Consider the following 17,750-nt stretch of genomic DNA (forward strand, 5'->3'; position numbering starts at 1 on the left):
TCCTAGAAGTAGTAGGGGAAGCTGGACCAGTCGGGGTCGCGCTTCTGGAGGAATGCTTCCTTGCCTTCCACGGCCTCGTCCGTCATATATGCCAAGCGGGTGGCTTCGCCGGCGAAGACCTGCTGCCCGGCCAGTCCGTCGTCTGCAAGGTTGAACGCGAATTTGAGCATGCGGATGGCCTGCGGGGACTGGCGGGCAATGTCGGCCGCGTACTCCAGCGCCACCTCTTCGAGGCGCTCGTGGTCTACAGTCTCGTTGACTGCGCCCATGCGGACCATGTCCTCGGCGGAGTACTCGCGTGCAAGGAAGAAGATCTCCCGCGCTGCCTTCTGCCCGATTTGCCGGGCCAGCAGCGCCGAGCCGTATCCGGCGTCGAAACTTCCCACGGTGGCGTCGGTCTGCTTGAACTTGCCGTGCTGGCGCGACGCAATGGTGAGGTCGCTGACCACGTGCAGGGAATGGCCGCCACCAGCTGCCCAGCCGTTCACCACGGCGATGACTACCTTGGGCATGGTGCGCATGAGGCGCTGGACTTCCAGGATGTGGAGCCGGCCGGCGCGGGCAGGGTCGATAAATTCTGCGGAATCACCTGCGGCGCCCTCTACCTGGTAGCGGTATCCATCCCGGCCACGGATGCGCTGATCCCCACCGGAACAGAACGAGTGGCCGCCGTCCTTCCCGGACGGGCCGTTGCCCGTGAGCAGGACCGTCGCGACGTCGGGCGTCATGCGGGCGTGGTCCATGGCGCGGTAAAGCTCGTCCACCGTGCCGGGACGGAAGGCGTTCCGAACTTCCGGCCGGTTGAACGCGATCCGGACCGTCGGCAGGTCCTTGACGATCGCTCCCGCCGCATCACGTTCCACCTGCCGGTGGTAGGTCATGTCCTTGAAGTCGTCAAAGCCGGACACTGTGCGCCAGCGGACGGGGTCAAAGATGTCAGAAACCTTGGCAGGCAGATCGTTGTTCACAGTCCGAGTCTAGTAATGGCCTCAGCTGATGCAGAACTCGTTGCCTTCAGGGTCCGCCATGGTGTGCCACTCATGCGGCCCCTGCCTGGCCGTCCAGAGGTAGGTGGCGCCCCGGTCCTCAAGCTGTTTGCGGACCGCGTCCTTGTCCCGGCCATCGAGCCGGACGTCCCAGTGCACCCGGTTCTTGACGGACTTTTCGGCGGCATCCACTTGGAACAGGATCCGCCGGCCCTCCTTCTGGCCCAGCTCCCCAGCGGGCACGATCGCGCAGCCATCGGCCCACACGAGTTTTCCCTTGTGGGTGGTGGCCTGATCTTCAGTTGCGAAGCCTTGCTCGATCATGGACCGGATGGTGGACTCGGACTGCGGCTCTACCTGCCATTGAAGGGTCTCCGCCCACCAATCGGCGAGGGCGTGGGGGTCCTTGCAATCGACTACTACTTGGATGTTCAGTGCCATGCTTATGAGGCTAAGCGTGCGGGTGGGCGGCTGGGTAGGCCTCCGGGCTCAGTGGGGGAGGAGTTGCGCGGGGACGGCGTAGATCAGGATTACCGCCAAGAGGTTTTTTGTGGCGTGGACAAAGTACGAGAACATCAGATTCTTTCCTGTCCACACGTAGACCGCCACCAGGATGATGCCCATGCCCAGGTACGGAGCCAGGGCTGAAAGTACCAACCCCTCCCTGCCCACAACATGGATCGAGGCAAAGAGGAACACGGAGAGCGCGCAGCAGATCCAGATATTGACGTGTCGCGACAGCTTACCGATCACAAGGTGCCGGAAAAGGTACTCCTCCACGAACGGCCCCAGCACCACCAGCAGCGGAACCATCAGCCACGCAGGCACGTGCTGCAGCAGGCCCTGGATCCCCAACTGGTTTTCCGAGCTTTGTGCCGAGCCGAATGCTGCCATCAGGAAAGCCGTGAGAATGAGCATCACAACAATGGCTAATGGCACCATCCCCAGCGTGAACCACGGCCGCGTGCCCAGGATCCTGAAGTCGCGGCCCACCACGCGCCAAGCAGAGATGATGGCGAAGAGCCCGACGACGGCATAGAACACCGCATTGACCGCATATGCCGCTGTGGCCGGGTCCGGGAACACGTGCAGCATCAGCGGTCTCAGCGACTCGCCTGCCAGCGTGAAATAGACCGTGAAGCCCACGTAGGCGGCCACGGCAACGGCATCGAAGGCATTGAATTTGTACAGATGCGCCTTGGTTGGCCGCGCGTTGGTCGAAATGGTGCCCATAGGACCAGCGTAGCTTTGCTTGGCAGCCCCACGCATGGCCCTTCTGTTGCCTGCGTCACGGACCATCCCTAGCCGTCCCGTAAGATAGACGCGTTGCGCGAACGTTCGGTGTTCCGCTGCTTTCGGCCTTCAACGGGGTTTCCAAAGTGGAAAACCTCGAATTATGTGAGCCAAAGCCGCGTGTTTTCCGTCACGTTGGCCGCCCTTAACAGCAACACCCCGACCCGCAAGGAACAGCTGTGCCGCAAAGTACTCCCACAGATCTCAAGAACGCCCCGGTCGCATCCCCGGCCGCCGGTTCCACCCTCAGTGCCGAGGGATATCAGAAGACGCTGGGCCGCCGCCACGTCACCATGATCGCCATGGGTGGCGCAATCGGCGTCGGACTCTTCATGGGTGCCGGTGGCCGCTTGGCCTCCACCGGCCCGGCCCTGATCTTTTCCTACGCCATCGCGGGCGTCATCGCGTACCTCCTGATGCGCGCCCTGGGTGAGCTCATCATGTACCGCCAGACCTCAGGCTCCTTCGTGAGCTACGCGGGCGAAATGTTCGGCAAGAAGGGTGCCTACCTTTCGGGTTGGATGTACTTCATCAACTGGGCCATGACCGGCATCGCCGAACTCATCGCGATCGGACTGTACTTCCAGTTCTTCTTCCCGAACGTGCCCGTTGAACTCTCTGCCATTGCCGCGCTGGTGCTGCTGGTGGCAGTGAACCTGTTCAGCGTCAAGGCGTTCGGCGAGTTCGAATTCTGGGCGTCCTGCCTCAAGGTTGCCGCCATCCTGATCTTCCTTGTGGTGGGTACGTTCATGGTTGTCACCAACGCCCATGTCGGCGCCGGACACGCCTCGGTGGGCAACCTCTTCCAGGGCGACGGCGGCATGTTCCCCAAGGGTGGACTGGTCATGATCCTGGTCCTCAACGCCGTGATCTTCGCTTACAACGCCATCGAACTGGTGGGCATCACCGCAGGCGAAATGGAGAACCCGGAGCGCGAAGTGCCCAAGGCGATCCGCGCCGTCGTCGTTCGTATCGTGATCTTCTACGTCGGTTCGGTGATGCTCCTGGCGATGCTGCTGCCTTCTGACCAGTACCACGCTGGGACGTCGCCGTTTGTTACCGTGTTCGGCCAGATGGGCCTCGGCTGGATGGGCGACGTGATGAACATGATCGTCATCACCGCCGCGCTGTCCTCATGCAACTCCGGGCTTTACTCGATCGGGCGCATCTTCCGGACCATGGCCAATAACGGCCACGCTCCCAAGTGGCTCACCAAGATGTCCACGCGCCACGTCCCGTACGCGGCCATCCTCGCGATCGGTGCCGTTTACCTCGTGGGCATCCTGCTAAACATCTGGCTCGGCGGCTCGCACGCGTTCGACCTTGCATTGAACACCGCTTCCATTGGGGTCATCTTCACGTGGGGCTCCATCTTTGCGAGCCAGATCGCGCTCCGGAAGAAGCGCGGCAATGTCTCCACCCTTCCGATGCCCGGTTCGCCGTGGACAAGCTGGGTGGGCCTCGTGGCGCTGCTCGCCATCACGGTGCTCATCGGTTTCGACACCATGACGGACAAGGCTTCCGGCGAGGTCTTCCTGTTGGGTCTCTGGACGCTGGCCACCATCCCCTTCTTTGCCCTCGTGTTGTGGCTGGGCTGGCAGAAGGTCAAGAACAACGAGCCTAAGAGCGAGCTGTTCAGCTAACTTTCGCGTTGTGGGGCCCGCTCTACGCACTAAACCAGGTGTTTGGCGTGTAGAGCGGGCCCCACATGCGTGAGTTGGGGGTGTCGGTGCCCGGGGATAGGGTCGATGCATGGATTACACAAAGGTCGCGGCGCCCAAGATCTCCCCGGTGCGCTTGGAAGAATTGCACGACGACGACGCCCCGGACTTCCAGCGTGGCGAACGGTATGACGGTGTTCGCTTCACCCGAGCCTCCGCGGACGGGGAGGAGTTGAGCGGGGCCGATTTCATCGAGTGCGAGTTCAACGGCGTCTCCTTCAATGAGGCCCAGTTGCGCGGTGCCACCTTCCGTGAGTGTGTCCTTTCCGAGCCGTATGCCCCTGTTTTCGCCGCTGCGCGCACGTCCTGGCAGGACGTTGAGATAAGCAACCCGAGGTGGGGTTCGGCCGAACTTTACGAGGGCAACTGGCGCTCCGTCCGGATCGACGGCGGCAAGCTGGACTACGTGAATCTCCGTGGTTCCAAACTCATGGACGTCCGGATTTCCGATTGCATCATCAGCGAATTGGATCTGGGAGGCTGCACAGGGACACGGATTGCGCTGAAGAACTGCACCATCGGCACCCTTGATGTCACCGGCGCCAAGTTCAAGGACGTGGACCTTCGGACCACCGAATTCCGCGCCGTGAATGGCTTGGCGGGCCTGGCAGGCGTTGTGATCGATGATTACCAGCTGAGCCTCATGGCACCGTTGCTGGCCGGGCACCTGGGGATACGAGTGCTCTGACCTGGGGCTGGGATGTGACGGCACGCTCGCTCACCGCTTCCGAAATAATGATCATTATGCTTACTATCTGTTGGTACTGAGGTACTCAGCTACTTAGGTACCTCGAGCTGTATCCGTCCGTTGAGGGCTGGATGACGAGGGCTGTGACCAGGCATCAGGGTGCCGGATAGGGAGATTCTTATGAGCGTTGAGCGGGAAATGCCCGAACTTTCGGAGGAAGAACTCATGTCCCAAGGGGCAACGGCCCTCCCGGATAAGGAAGTGGCGTCCGTACTGGACTTGAACGCGGACCTGAACCTGGGGATCAGCGCGGCCGCTCCCATCGATCTTGGCGTTGCCGCCAACGCGAACGTCGCAGCACCCATTGATGCCGGTGCGTCCGCCAACGTCCTGTCGTTCGGGTCAGAATCACAGGCCTTGGCACAGCAGGGTGCTCTTATCGACCAGGGCATTACCGGGGATGCCACCGCGCATTCAGTGCAGGACAGCGGAATCGACCAGGGTTCGGGCACCGCCCCTACGGCCTCCCCGGCTCCAGAGTCGCCGGTGCCGACCAGCGACGGGACCGCTGTACCTGCAGCAACCACTGGTACCGAGGCGCTGCCCGGCGCTGGAGTCGTGCCCGGTGCCGGCGCAGTGCCTGCCGGGACAGTAGCGGATGCTGGAACAGCTGCCGCTGGCGCCGCTGGCGCACTGAATGGCAACCTGCTCAACGTCGACGTGAACTTGGACGCCAATGCCGGCATTGCGGCGCCGATCAACGGAGCCGTGGCCGCTAACGCCAATGTCGCAGCCCCGATTGATGCGGCGGTTGGTGCGAACATCGGGTCTATCGACAGCCAAGCAGTGGCCGTTTCCCATCAGGATGCCATTATCAACCAAGACATCCACGGCAATGCGACGTCGTCGGCGGATCAGCAGTCCACCATGAAGCAGTAGCAGCCGGATGAGTCTTGTGAACGGAGGGCCGTCCGGGCAGGACGGCCCTCCGGTAGCGCCTGCGGCACATGGCAGCCTGACCGTCCCTGTCCGGGCCGACGGCGTTCAGCTCATCGGCGAAACGAAGGGCTCGGGTTACAAAGAAGCCCCATCCCTGGTCCGACGTGCCGACGGCCAGACCATCCAGCTCACGCGGCTGCTGTACCTGATCCTTGAGGCAATTGACGGCCGCCGGGACGTCGACTCCATCGCAGAGCATGCCAGCGACGGCTTCGGAAAACTGGTGAGCCCGGACAATGTCCGGACGCTGATAACGTCCCAGCTCCTGCCGATGGGCCTGCTGCAGCTCGCGGACGGCTCCCAGCCCGAAGTGAGGAAATCGAACCCGCTTCTTGGCATGCGGTTCCGCTACTCCGTCACCGATCCGGAGCGAACACGGAAACTTACTGCCCCGTTTGCGAGGCTTTTCAACCCGGTAATCGTGGCGGTTATCACGATCGCCTTCCTGGCCTCATGTTGGTGGCTCCTGATGGTCAAGGGCCTCGCGTCGGCTACCCACGAAGCGTTCGCCAACCCGGGCCTGGTCCTTCTCATTTTGGTGGTCACGGTGGTCTCGGCCGGCTTCCACGAATTCGGCCATGCCGCTGCGGCCCGGCGTGGCGGCGCCACGCCCGGGGCAATGGGCACAGGCCTGTACTTGATGTGGCCCGCGTTCTACACCGACGTCACGGATTCCTACCGGTTGGGCCGAGGTGGCCGAATCCGGACCGACCTGGGTGGGCTGTACTTCAATGCCATCGTGGCTGTCGCCATCATGGGGACCTGGTGGGTCACCGGTTACGACGCCCTGTTGCTGGTAGTGGTCACCCAAATCCTGCAGATGGTTCGGCAGTTGATGCCCATGGTTCGCTTCGACGGCTACCACATCCTTGCCGACGCCACCGGCGTTCCGGACCTCTTCCAGCGGATCAAACCCACCCTGCTGGGACTTCTCCCATGGCGAAAAACCGATCCAGAGGCCCAGCTGCTCAAGCCCTGGGCGCGCGCCGTCGTGACCATCTGGGTCTTGGTGACCGTTCCCCTGCTGATATTCAGCATGGCCACCATGCTGCTCACCCTTCCTCGCGTGCTGGCCACTGCCTGGGACAACGGTTGGAAACAGCAGGCCATGCTCTCCCACAGCGCCTCCACGGGGGACTTTGCCGACGTCGCTGTGCGAATCGTCGCGATCCTGTGCATCGCCCTGCCGATTCTGGGCATCTTTTACATCCTGCTCCGCTCCGGACGCCAGTTCCTCACCGGACTTTGGCGAAGGACCAAGGGCAAGTCATTGCAGCGGGGTGTGGCAATGATGGCAATCCTTGCTGTCGTGGCCGGCTTGGCGTGGGCTTGGTGGCCAGGCGCCGATACCTACCGCCCGATCCAGTCTTACGAGCGCGGCACCCTCCTTGATGCCGCAACCGCGATGCTCCCTGCCGCTGCCGTCCAAGGTATGCACGAAGGCCAAACCGGCCAGACGGTTGTGCTCTGGCCAGCCGGTGCCCGCAAACCCACCCGTGACAATCCCCAGCTGAGCATGGTGTTGGTGCCGAGGGAAGCTTCAGCCAAGACAGGCCAGTCTGCCCAAAGTGGCGGCACGCCCGGCACAGTGGCGCCTTCCTGGGTGTTTCCCTTCGACAAACCGGCTCCACCGGCGGATGGGGACAATCAGGCCCTCGCCGTCAACACCACGGACGGCTCAGTGGTCTACGACGTCGCATTCGCATTGGTCTGGGCGGACGATGGCCATGACGTGCTCAACACCAACGGTGCCTACGCTTTCGCCAGCTGCAAAGACTGTGCCGCGGTCGCCGTCGGATTCCAGGTTGTGCTGATCGTTGGGCAGGCGAACGTGATCGTCCCTCAAAACCTCTCGACGGCGGCTAACTACAATTGCGTCCGCTGCCTGACGTACGCCTTGGCCAGCCAGCTCGTACTTACCCTTGACGGTCCGTTGAGCTCGGAGGGGATGTCCAAGCTCACTGCGCTATGGCAGCAAATCGCTGAGTACGGGCGGAACCTGCAAAATGTCCCGCTTTCGGAGATCCAGGGCAAACTGCAAGGGTTCAAGGAACAGATCATCGCTATCATCCGTGCGGAGCCCGGCGCCTCCCCTGCTGGAACCACCGGACCCACACCACCGGCAAATACCTCGCCGGGGGCTACCCAAGCCCCTGAGGTTGCACGCACCGATCCGTCAGCGCCCGTTCAGCAGCCGACGCCTGGGTCCAACCCCTCCAGCGTTCCCAGTCCCGCGCCTCCGGCAGACCACGCACCCGGTCAGGCACCCGGTCAGGCGCCAATCCAGCCGACCGGGCCGACCCAGCAAGCGGTGACCCCCGAGCCCGCGGCCCCCGTTGCTCCTGCACCAGCGGCGAGCCCCCCACCCGCCACCGCAGCGCCGGCAGCACCGGCGCCGGCAGCTACTTCTCCCGCGAGCCCGTAGCGTGCCCCGGGCTCGCGGGGAAGCCTGTACGGCTTCACCTGTTGACCCCTCCGCCTGGCCGTGTAATCTTTATAGAACGAACGGTCGGTATATTATTCCGTGCCGACCCTTTCTTCTGCGAAGGATGTTCCCATGGTCGAGGCTTTTCTGGTTGGCGGCGCACGCACGCCTGTAGGTCGATACGGTGGGGCGCTGTCCGCTGTCCGCCCCGACGATCTTGCAGCTTTGGTGGTCCGGGAAGCCGTGGCGCGTGCCGGCGTCGACCCTGACGCCATCGACGAGGTGATCCTCGGCAACGCCAACGGCGCAGGTGAGGAGAACCGGAACGTCGCCCGGATGGCTACCATCCTGGCCGGACTTCCCCTACACATCCCCGGGATCACCGTGAACCGCCTCTGTGCCTCCGGGCTGAGCGCCATCATCATGGCCAGCCACATGATCAAGTCCGGTGCTGCGGACATCGTGGTGGCCGGCGGGGTTGAGTCGATGAGCCGGGCACCGTGGGTCCAGGAGAAGCCGACCACGGCGTTCGCCAAGCCCGGACAGATCTTCGATACCTCCATCGGCTGGCGCTTCGCCAACCCGCTCTTCACCAAAGGCGAGCTCTCGCGCGACGGCAAGATGACGTATTCCATGCCGGAGACTGCCGAGGAAGTGGCTCGCGTGGACAACATTTCCCGCGAAGATGCCGACGCGTTTGCCGTCAGATCTCATGAGCTCGCCCTTGCGGCCATCGCGGGAGGGCGTTTCAAGGACGAAATGGTTCCTGTCACGGTCAAGACCCGCAAGTCCGAGACCGTGGTGGACACCGATGAAGGACCCCGAGAGGGCACCACCATGGACGTCCTGGCCGGGCTGCGTCCCGTGGTTCCCGGTGGCTCCGTGGTCACGGCCGGCAACTCCTCGACCCTCAACGACGGCGCCTCAGCCATCATCGTCGCGTCCGAAGCTGCGATCAAGAAATTCGGCCTGACACCCCGCGCCCGCATCATCGACGGCGCCTCGGCCGGATGTGAGCCGGAAATCATGGGCATTGGGCCAGTTCCGGCAACGCAGAAAGTCCTTGCCCGCGCCGGTCTCACCGTGGAGCAGCTCGGCGCCGTGGAGCTCAACGAAGCTTTCGCCACGCAGTCGCTGGCGAGTATGCGTCGCTTGGGCCTGGACCCGGACATTGTGAATAACGACGGCGGCGCCATCAGTTTGGGCCATCCCCTCGGTTCCAGCGGATCACGCATTGCCATTACGCTGCTGGGCCGGATGGAGCGCGAACTCGGCTCCGCAACGGGACCGAAACTGGGACTGGCCACCATGTGTATCGGCGTGGGACAAGGTACCGCGATGTTGCTGGAAGGCGTGTAATGGCACTGGATCCGGAGGACTTCACCACCCTTGTCCTTGACGACAGGGAGGACCGGCTGACGGTCCTCCTGAACCGCCCCGAAGTGCGCAACGCGATAGACCAAACCATGGTGGATGAGTTGCATATGGTGTGCGCCGAACTCGAACGCAACCCGAAGGTACTTATTATCGCGGGTACCGACGGCGTCTTCGCCTCGGGAGCCGACATCGGACAGCTGCGGGAACGACGCCGGAACGACGCCTTGCAGGGCATCAACTCCACGATCTTCGTCCGTATCGCCAAGCTGCCCATGCCTGTCATCGCCGCCTTGGATGGTTACTGCCTCGGTGGGGGCGCCGAGCTTGCCTATGCCGCAGATTTCCGGATCGGCACCCCGAACGTGCGCATCGGTAACCCTGAAACCGGCCTGGGCATCCTCGCCGCGGCCGGCGCCAGTTGGCGGCTCAAGGAATTGGTGGGGGAGCCGAAGGCCAAGGAGATCCTCCTGGCCGGTGCTGTGTTGCGGGCTGATGAAGCACTCGCCATCCACCTGGTCACCGAAATCCACGAGGCGGCAGAGCTGATGGATGCAGCGCACAGGTTGGCAGACCGGATTGGCCGGCAGGATCCACTGGCAGTCCGGATCACCAAGTCCGTATTCCACGCCCCGGCCGAATCCCACCCACTGATCGATACCCTGGCCCAAGGCATCCTCTTTGAGTCGCAGGCGAAGTTCGACCGCATGCAGGCTTTCCTCGACAAACGAAACGATAAGAAATCGGCAAAGATGCCGGACGTGCCCGCCCAGGACATGCCCACCCAGGACAGGACCGAGAAATGACAGCCACTCACAGTATCCCGCACGTCGTCGGAGTCCTCGGCGGTGGCCGGATGGGTGCCGGGATCGCCCACGCGTTCCTGACCAAAGGTGCCACGGTGATGGTGGTCGAACGCGATCACGAGGCCGCCGCCGGAGCGCAGGCAAGGGTGGCCGACGCCGTCGCGAAATCCGCTGCCCGCGGCACCTTGAACGAGGCACCCGAAGAGGCGATGGCACGTTTCAGCACGTCCACCGACTACGCCTCGTTTGTCCATTGCGGGCTCGTGGTGGAGGCAGTACCGGAGGATTATGAACTGAAGGTCACGGCCCTCAAAGCCGTTGAGACGCACCTTCCCGCCGATGCTTACCTGGCCTCGAACACATCCTCCCTCTCTGTGACGGGGCTCGCGAACGAACTGCAACGTCCGGCCAATTTTGTTGGTCTGCACTTCTTCAACCCCGTCCCCGCGTCCACCCTCATCGAAGTGGTGCTTGCCAAAGAGACGTCTCCCGAACTCGCTGAAGCGGCGAAAAGCTGGACCGAGGCACTTGGCAAGACCGCCGTCGTCGTCAATGACGCACCGGGCTTCGCCTCATCAAGGCTGGGCGTGGCTATCGCGCTTGAAGCGATGCGGATGGTGGAAGAGGGCGTCGCGTCCGCTGAAGACATCGACGCCGCGATGGTCCTCGGATACAAACACCCCACCGGACCCCTCAAGACCACCGACATAGTAGGGCTGGACGTGCGCCTGGGCATCGCCGAGTACCTGCAGTCCACTTTGGGCGACCGTTTCGCGCCGCCACAGATCCTTCGGGACAAGGTGGCACGCGGGGAGCTGGGGCGCAAGACCGGCAAGGGGTTTTTCGACTGGACGGATTGATGCCCGTGCCGGTTAGGCTTGCCGGGTGACTTCCTTCGAACCCATCACCTTGACCGGAAAATTCGTGACGCTGGAGCCTTTGAGCCAGGAGCATCATGATGACCTCGTAGAGGCCGCCCGCGACGGCGAACTCTGGAAGCTGTGGTACACCTCAGTGCCGACGCCGGAGGGGATGGGCGCCGAGATCGATCGCAGGCTGGGACTGCAGGCAGTAGGCTCCATGCTGCCGTTCGCCACCCGCTCCAACGCAACGGGCAAGCTCATCGGCATGACCACCTACATGAACATCGACGCCGTCACACCCCGCGTGGAAATTGGCTCCACGTGGAACGCGGCATCGGCCCACGGCACAGGAACGAATCCGGACTCGAAGCTGTTGCTCCTGCAGCACGCCTTTGAAGTGCTCGGCTGCCCGGCCGTGGAATTCCGCACACACTGGTTGAACCATCAGTCGCGCGAGGCTATCGCCCGGCTCGGGGCCAAGCAGGATGGCGTATTGCGTAACCACTCCCGGAGTGCCGATGGCGCACTGCGCGACACGGTGGTTTTCTCGATCCTTGAACACGAGTGGCCCGCGGTGCGCAACGGCTTGGAGTTGCGGCTAAGCTCTCGCCGAGGGGCGGGATCTCGGCGGTAAGTGCGCGTCATAGTCGCGAGAGCTAACCCCTCGGCGAAGCCGCCCGCATGTGCTTAGCTGCTGGTATGACTCCCATGGAAGGGACAAGCCCTTCGCCTGAAAGCGTCCACTGGGACGGTGCCGTCAACGCGTGGCGGATTGCCGGTGATGTGTACAGAATGGGGCGCAGCGAGTGGGTGACCGAGGCCGGTTGGTCGCAAATGTACGACGACGGCGTCCGGACAGTCATCGATCTCCGCACCTCCCGCGAGAGGCGCTCGCGCGATACCGATCCCCAGGTCCCCGCCGATGTGAAGGCCCGCATCGACGTCGTCCATTGCCCCACGGAAGATCCGGACCATAGCCGCTTCAGCGAGTTGTTCGGCCCCTACCTGAAGGATCCGGAGCAGTACGCCGATTACCTCAACCTGTTCGGAGGCAAAGTTGCGGCGGTGTTCCGGGCCATTGCCGCCTCGCCGGGCAAGGTGGTTGTCCATTGTTCTGCCGGGCGGGATCGAAGCGGCGTGATAGCCCTGATCCTGCAGCGCTTGGCGGGCTTCAGCGACGAGGAAATGGTCCATGGCTACGAGTTCGCGGCACGGGGAATCAATGAACGCCACCGCACGCACGGTGCCCCGCACGCCCATGATCCCTATCTGTCGGATGCCGACCTGGGCGCGTTATTGACGCAGCGGCGGGCCAGCCTGCGGGCATTTTTGGGCTCGTTCGATGCCACAGGGTTCCTCGAAGCCAACGGGGTCTCAGCCGCGGAAGTGCAAGCGATCAGAGGTAAGCTCACTACCCGCACTGCTAATATGCAGAACTGATCACAGTTCCCCATTGGAGGACCAGCCATGACCGCAGGCGCCCGCATCACCATCGTGACCCGAACAAAGAATCGGCCCGTCTTCCTCGCACGCGCGCTGGAAGACATCTTTGGGCAGACTTTTCAGGATTTCGAAGTCGTGGTGGTTAACGACGGCGGCGACCCCGGCGACGTCGAACGCGTCATGTCCGCCCGGTCCGACGCCGAACGTGAGCGGATCACCACCTTGCATCACACCGAGTCGGTGGGCATGGAAGCGGCATCGAATGCTGGCCTCAAGGCGGGAACCGGCGAGTTCATCGTGATCCACGATGACGACGATTTCTGGGCTCCCACTTTCCTCGAGCGCACCGTCGCTTACCTGGATGGGCATGCCTCCGATGTCGGGGTCATGGTTCGGACGGAAATCGTCATCGAAGAACTTGTGGGTGAGGCGATCGAAGAGGTCCGCCGCGAGATCTTCTGGGCTGACATGCGGCAGATCACGCTTTCCGACATGCTCAAGATCAACCGGGCCGTCCCCATCTCGTTCCTGTACCGGCGCAGCCTGCATGACGCCGTGGGATATTACAACGAAGACCTTCCCGTGGTGGGGGACTGGGAGTTCCATCTTCGCGTCCTCAGCCACGCCCATGTTGGATTCCTCGACGGCGAACCGCTCGCCTTCTGGTCGCAGCGGCCGGAAGCAGGGGGACACGACGGCAACAGCCTCTTCTCCAAGGCGGCCGATCACGCCCGCTACGACGCCGTGGTGCGCGATGAGTACCTCCGTGAAGGAGTGGCCCGGAACGGCCTAGGCGCCACGCTTTACCTGACCCGGGTGCTGGCCACCCAGGAGGAACTCATCATGGCCCAGCAGCGGCGTCTCGACGAAGCCACTGCGAAGCTTGACCACCTGCTGGATCGGCTGGAGGCGCTGAACCAGACCGTGCTGACACGAACCAGCGTGGGCGAATTCCTGAGGAAGCCCATGCTGCTGGCAAGGAAGCTGGGGAAGCGGAACCAGCAGCCCCGGGACTAGCAGGTCGAGCACTAGCAGCTCGAGCACTAGCCGGTTGCGCTTCCACCTCCCGCCGCTGCGAAAAATTCCTGCTGTACTCCTCCCGGCATTCATGTAGGCTGTCTATATTACCGAACGGCCGGTCAGTAATGTTGGCGCTCGTCAGCAATGACCGTGCCGCTTTCATGTGCCTTGGAAGGACCCGTCGACGATGACCACTACCGCAGTCGCCCCGGAAACCACAGCCGTTGCAACCGTCCCCAGTTACGTCCAGGACGCTTGGTGGACCCCCGAACCCGGCGTCAAGACCGTCCCGGTTCGCGATGCGAGCACCGGACAAGTCCTGGCAAACGTCAGCACCGATGGGCTGGACCTTGCCGCCGTCGTGCATTACGGACGCACCACCGGCCACACTGAACTTGGGAAGCTGACGTTCCATCAACGGGCGCTCAAGCTCAAAGAGCTGGCCATGTACCTGAACGGGCGCCGCGAGGAACTGTACGCGTCCTCCTCCCAGTCGGGTGCCACCAAGATCGACAACATGATCGACATCGACGGCGGTATCGGCGTTTTGTTCACGTTCGGCTCCAAGGGCCGCCGCGAGCTGCCGAACTCGCAGGTTGTGGTGGACGGCCCCATGGAGACGCTGTCCAAGGATGGCTCGTTCGTAGCTGAGCACATTTACACCCGCATTCCCGGCGTCGCTGTGCAGATTAACGCTTTCAACTTCCCCGTCTGGGGCATGCTCGAGAAGTTCGCGCCGTCGTTCCTGGCAGGCGTCCCTACCATCGTGAAGCCGGCCACGCCCACGGGATATGTCGCAGCCGCGGCCGTTAAGGCGATCATCGAATCCGGGATCCTCCCCGCCGGTTCCCTCCAGCTGATTTCCGGCTCCGCCCGGACGTTGCTGGATGAGCTGGACTACCGCGACCTCGTTTCCTTCACGGGTTCTGCCTCAACAGCCAAGTCGCTCAAGTCGCACCCGAACGTAGTCCAGGGGGGTGTCCGGTTCACCTCGGAAACCGATTCGCTCAACGCTGCCATCCTCGGACCCGATGCTATCCCCGGTACCCCGGAGTTCGACGCTTTCATCAAGGCCGTGGTCACTGAGATGACCGTCAAGGCCGGCCAAAAGTGCACAGCCATCCGCCGCGTCATCGTCCCGCAGGCGTTGACCGCTGACGTCGCCGCCGCCGTCGGCGCCCGCATCAACGAGCGCGTTGTCCTCGGCGACCCGCGGGCCGAGGGCGTCACCATGGGTGCCCTGGCATCCCTGGACCAGCTGGCCGACGTCCGCGCTGCCGTGCAGTCAATGCTCGACGCCGGTGGCGAGCTCGCGTACGGGTCCCTCGATTCGCCGTCGGTCACCTCGGTCGGAGGCGCGGTGGGCGTCGTGGAAGATGGCGCGTTCATGTCGCCGGTACTCCTGAGCTGGTCGGATGCCGAGGCCGAAGAAGTGCACTCACTCGAGGCTTTCGGGCCGGTTTCCTCCGTGATCGGGTACTCGGACCTTGCTGATGCCATCCGCCTAGCAGCCCGCGGATCAGGGTCACTCGTGGCCTCGGTATGCACAAACGATCCTGCCGTAGCCCGGGAGTTGGTGCTGGGAATCGCGGCTCACCACGGCCGTGTCCACATGCTCAACCGCGAGGACGCCCGGTCCTCAACGGGGCACGGTTCTCCCGTTCCGCACCTGGTCCACGGCGGCCCCGGCCGGGCAGGTGGCGGCGAGGAGCTGGGCGGAATCCGCTCGGTCCTGCACCACATGCAACGAACCGCCATCCAGGGTTCCCCCAACATGTTGACGGCCGTAACCGGCGTCTGGCACACCGGGGCCGACCGCAACTTCACTGTGGAGACAGAAGGGGAGCACCCGTTCCGGAAGCACCTTTCCACGCTCCGCATCGGTGACGCAGTCCGTTCAGAGCTGCGCGAGGTCAAGCTTGAGGACATCACAGCCTTCGCGAATTCCACGGGGGACACGTTCTACGCGCACACCAACCAGGAAGCCGCCGAGGCCAACCCGTTCTTCCCTGGGATTGTGGCCCACGGCTACCTCCTGCTGAGCTGGGCGGCCGGGCTGTTCGTTGAGCCGGCGCCGGGCCCCGTGCTGGCCAATTACGGCCTGGAGAACCTGCGGTTCATCACCCCTGTTGCGGCCGGCGACTCCATCCGCGTGACGCTGACGGCCAAGAAGATCACCCCCCGCGAAACGGATGAGTACGGCGAAGTGGCCTGGGATGCCGTCCTGACTAACCAGAACGACGAAATCGTGGCGACGTACGACGTCCTGACCCTCGTGGAGAAGTAGCCTCCGCTGAACTGATCCCAGGAACTGATCCCCGTAACGACGAAACGCTTCTCCACATGGTGGGGAAGCGTTTCGTGTTTGTGGCGACTTTGGAGGGATCTCACGACGGTGGGACGTGGTGGTCTGCTATCTCAGGAAAAGATCGCTGAGCCATCGAAGAGTGATCTGTAGGGACTCGGGATCGAGATGGGTGTTCTCATCGTTGTAGCCGTTGCCGGGCGTGGAGGCCACTTCAGCCGGGGACCGGTGATCTTCCTTGAAGACATGGTTTGCGTTCTGTGGGAACGCAAACGTTACGTTCGCCATGCCCGTTGCTGCCGCCCGCAACGGGTCGCCGTCGGCGTGTTGATCTATCTGAAGGTCCCGGCCGCCGATGAGGGCCAGTGTGGGCACCTTAACGGCCGACAAAGAATCCGCGGCGTTCTCCATCCATAGCTCGCGAGCGAGTGGGAGATTTGCCGGTGCCTCGAAGCTGGACAGCACCATCCGGACGTTTTCCGGCAGGCGAGGGTCTAGATCCATCGGCTGTCCGGCCTCATATCGAGTTGCGGCGGCGCGCACGAGAGCAAAAAGCTCGTCCCCATTAGGGACCTGGGCGGCCATGAGGGCCAGCTGCGACAGCAACACTTCCCTTCCGGAGCGTCCGGGCGGAGCAGCGAGCACGATGCCGGCAAAGGGGATTGCCTGGGGACTGGTCACGTAGTGGAGGATGTGCAGCGCACCTTCACTACTGCCTAGGCCGGCGATACGAGACGAGTCAACGAACTCTTCCGCAGCGAGTACCTGCACGGCGGCAACCAGTTCGTCCAAATGAGATTGCATGCTGAGTCGCCCGATCAGCGCGGCGGCGTTCTCCAGACCGTGAGGTCCAGAAACGCGTTTGTCATAGCGCAACGAGGCGATGCCAGCTTCGGCGAATGCTTCAGCCAGCAGGCGACCGCTACCGTTCGCCCCTGGCAGCAGGGGGGAGCGCCAGTCCCGGTCCGTGGGACCACTGCCGGTCCGTGGGACCACTGCCGGCGACGAGAACCACCGCGGGAAAGGGGCCACTGCCGGCGGGCCGCAGTAGCGTCCCGCGCATCGCGATCCCGTCCAAGTTCCACGTAGCCTCGGCGGCCGTGAAGGATGCTCCCATACTTGAACATGTTACAACTAGTGCCATCTTCGCTTCCGGCTGGAAATAGTTTGTCTACAGCCAGGCGAAGAGAGAATCAGACGGCGGTGTGGAGCCCGTCGAAGGCCATGGTGATGAGGTCGTCCGCCAGTTTCTCCGGGGACAGGGAACCGCCGGGCTTGTACCACTCAACGATCGAGTTGATAGTGCCAAACAGCAGGCGGGTCACGGTGCGGGGATCGATATCCTGGCGCAGCGAGCCGTCCTCACGCGCGGCCGAGATCAACTCAGCGACCTTGTGGTCGAACGCGCGGCGGCGTTCCAAGGCGTCGCGCTCAATCTCCGTGTTGCCGCGCAGGCGAAGCAGCAACGTCACGAACGGCAGCCGGTCCACAAGCACCGCGATTGTTTGCCGAAGCACGAACTCGAGCCGGGCGTCTGCAGGACCCGACGTAGCAGAGGGCTCCTCCAGGATGGCTTCCAGGCCGCCCAGCGCGTGGTCCAAGGCGAGCTTGAGGAGATCGCCCTTGGACGGAACGTGGTGATAAATGGCTGACTTGGAGATCCCGAGGTTCTCGGCCAAGATGCCCATGGACGTCGCGTCGTACCCGTGGCGGTTGAAGACGTCGACGGCGATGCGGAGCACCGACTGCTGGTCATAACCGGGCCGTCCGCGCTTGGTGGTGGTCTCAGTAGGCATGGTGGCATTTTCTCATGATCTCAGCGAGCGG

Annotated in this window: 17 protein-coding genes; 11 read left to right on the top strand and 6 right to left on the bottom strand. The window is 63.2% G+C overall.

What is annotated here, in order from left to right; all coding sequences use genetic code 11:
• Positions 1-2 precede the first annotated feature (2 nt).
• From SB659_RS14380 to SB659_RS14390, 3 genes are read right to left on the bottom strand one after another with little or no spacing between them, the layout of a single operon-like run.
• Complete coding sequence (locus SB659_RS14380; RefSeq protein ID WP_410550841.1) at positions 3-968, bottom strand: 1,4-dihydroxy-2-naphthoyl-CoA synthase; 966 nt, start codon at positions 966-968, stop codon at positions 3-5.
• Between the two features lie 21 nt (positions 969-989).
• Positions 990-1,427, bottom strand: a complete 438-nt coding sequence (locus SB659_RS14385; protein ID WP_284980153.1) for a VOC family protein — start codon at positions 1,425-1,427, stop codon at positions 990-992.
• 48 nt (positions 1,428-1,475) lie between these two features.
• Positions 1,476-2,219, bottom strand: a complete 744-nt coding sequence (locus SB659_RS14390; protein ID WP_284980154.1) for a CPBP family intramembrane glutamic endopeptidase — start codon at positions 2,217-2,219, stop codon at positions 1,476-1,478.
• Positions 2,220-2,458: 239 nt separating this feature from the next.
• Between SB659_RS14390 and SB659_RS14395 the strand changes: the two genes are divergently transcribed.
• The 11 genes from SB659_RS14395 to paaZ all read left to right on the top strand — a co-directional run bounded on the left by SB659_RS14395 (position 2,459) and on the right by paaZ (position 15,905).
• Complete coding sequence (locus SB659_RS14395) at positions 2,459-3,922, top strand: amino acid permease (protein WP_284980155.1); 1,464 nt, start codon at positions 2,459-2,461, stop codon at positions 3,920-3,922.
• Between the two features lie 109 nt (positions 3,923-4,031).
• A complete protein-coding gene (locus SB659_RS14400; RefSeq protein WP_410550842.1) occupies positions 4,032-4,688 on the top strand; it encodes a pentapeptide repeat-containing protein in 657 nt (218 codons plus the stop codon).
• 180 nt (positions 4,689-4,868) lie between these two features.
• On the top strand, positions 4,869-5,627 hold the full coding sequence (locus tag SB659_RS14405) for a peptidoglycan-binding protein (protein WP_284980157.1): 759 nt from the start codon (positions 4,869-4,871) through the stop codon (positions 5,625-5,627).
• A 7-nt stretch (positions 5,628-5,634) separates the two neighbouring features.
• The gene (locus SB659_RS14410) at positions 5,635-8,112 is read left to right on the top strand and encodes a hypothetical protein (protein WP_410550843.1); all 2,478 of its coding nucleotides are present in this window, start codon (positions 5,635-5,637) and stop codon (positions 8,110-8,112) included.
• A 132-nt stretch (positions 8,113-8,244) separates the two neighbouring features.
• Entirely contained in the window at positions 8,245-9,471 is a 1,227-nt protein-coding gene (locus SB659_RS14415; RefSeq protein ID WP_410550844.1) for a thiolase family protein, read from the top strand.
• Positions 9,471-10,292, top strand: coding sequence for an enoyl-CoA hydratase/isomerase family protein (locus SB659_RS14420; protein WP_410550845.1), 822 nt, complete (start codon positions 9,471-9,473; stop codon positions 10,290-10,292). Before SB659_RS14415 ends, SB659_RS14420 begins: the two co-directional genes overlap by 1 nt.
• On the top strand, positions 10,289-11,152 hold the full coding sequence (locus SB659_RS14425) for a 3-hydroxyacyl-CoA dehydrogenase family protein (RefSeq protein ID WP_410550846.1): 864 nt from the start codon (positions 10,289-10,291) through the stop codon (positions 11,150-11,152). The genes SB659_RS14420 and SB659_RS14425 overlap by 4 nt, the downstream gene beginning before the upstream one ends.
• Positions 11,153-11,177: 25 nt before the next feature.
• The gene (locus tag SB659_RS14430; RefSeq protein ID WP_410550847.1) at positions 11,178-11,789 is read left to right on the top strand and encodes a GNAT family N-acetyltransferase; all 612 of its coding nucleotides are present in this window, start codon (positions 11,178-11,180) and stop codon (positions 11,787-11,789) included.
• A 74-nt stretch (positions 11,790-11,863) separates the two neighbouring features.
• Positions 11,864-12,595: a tyrosine-protein phosphatase gene (locus SB659_RS14435; protein WP_410550919.1), complete on the top strand. Its 732-nt coding sequence runs from the start codon at positions 11,864-11,866 to the stop codon at positions 12,593-12,595.
• A gap of 27 nt (positions 12,596-12,622) precedes the next feature.
• Complete coding sequence (locus SB659_RS14440; protein ID WP_284980163.1) at positions 12,623-13,615, top strand: glycosyltransferase family 2 protein; 993 nt, start codon at positions 12,623-12,625, stop codon at positions 13,613-13,615.
• A 190-nt stretch (positions 13,616-13,805) separates the two neighbouring features.
• Complete coding sequence (gene paaZ, locus SB659_RS14445) at positions 13,806-15,905, top strand: phenylacetic acid degradation bifunctional protein PaaZ (protein WP_410550848.1); 2,100 nt, start codon at positions 13,806-13,808, stop codon at positions 15,903-15,905.
• A 126-nt stretch (positions 15,906-16,031) separates the two neighbouring features.
• On the opposite strand, the gene SB659_RS14450 is transcribed toward paaZ, so the two are convergent.
• The 3 genes from SB659_RS14450 to SB659_RS14460 form a co-directional block, all read right to left on the bottom strand.
• Positions 16,032-16,919, bottom strand: coding sequence for an alpha/beta hydrolase (locus tag SB659_RS14450; protein ID WP_410550849.1), 888 nt, complete (start codon positions 16,917-16,919; stop codon positions 16,032-16,034).
• Positions 16,846-17,040 (bottom strand): hypothetical protein, encoded by a 195-nt coding sequence (locus SB659_RS14455; protein WP_410550925.1) that lies wholly within the window; start codon positions 17,038-17,040, stop codon positions 16,846-16,848. Before SB659_RS14455 ends, SB659_RS14450 begins: the two co-directional genes overlap by 74 nt.
• Positions 17,041-17,116: 76 nt before the next feature.
• Complete coding sequence (locus tag SB659_RS14460) at positions 17,117-17,719, bottom strand: TetR/AcrR family transcriptional regulator (protein ID WP_410550850.1); 603 nt, start codon at positions 17,717-17,719, stop codon at positions 17,117-17,119.
• Positions 17,720-17,750: the final 31 nt, after the last annotated feature.

This window comes from Arthrobacter sp. SIMBA_036, assembly GCF_046535135.1.
Lineage (GTDB): Bacteria > Actinomycetota > Actinomycetes > Actinomycetales > Micrococcaceae > Arthrobacter.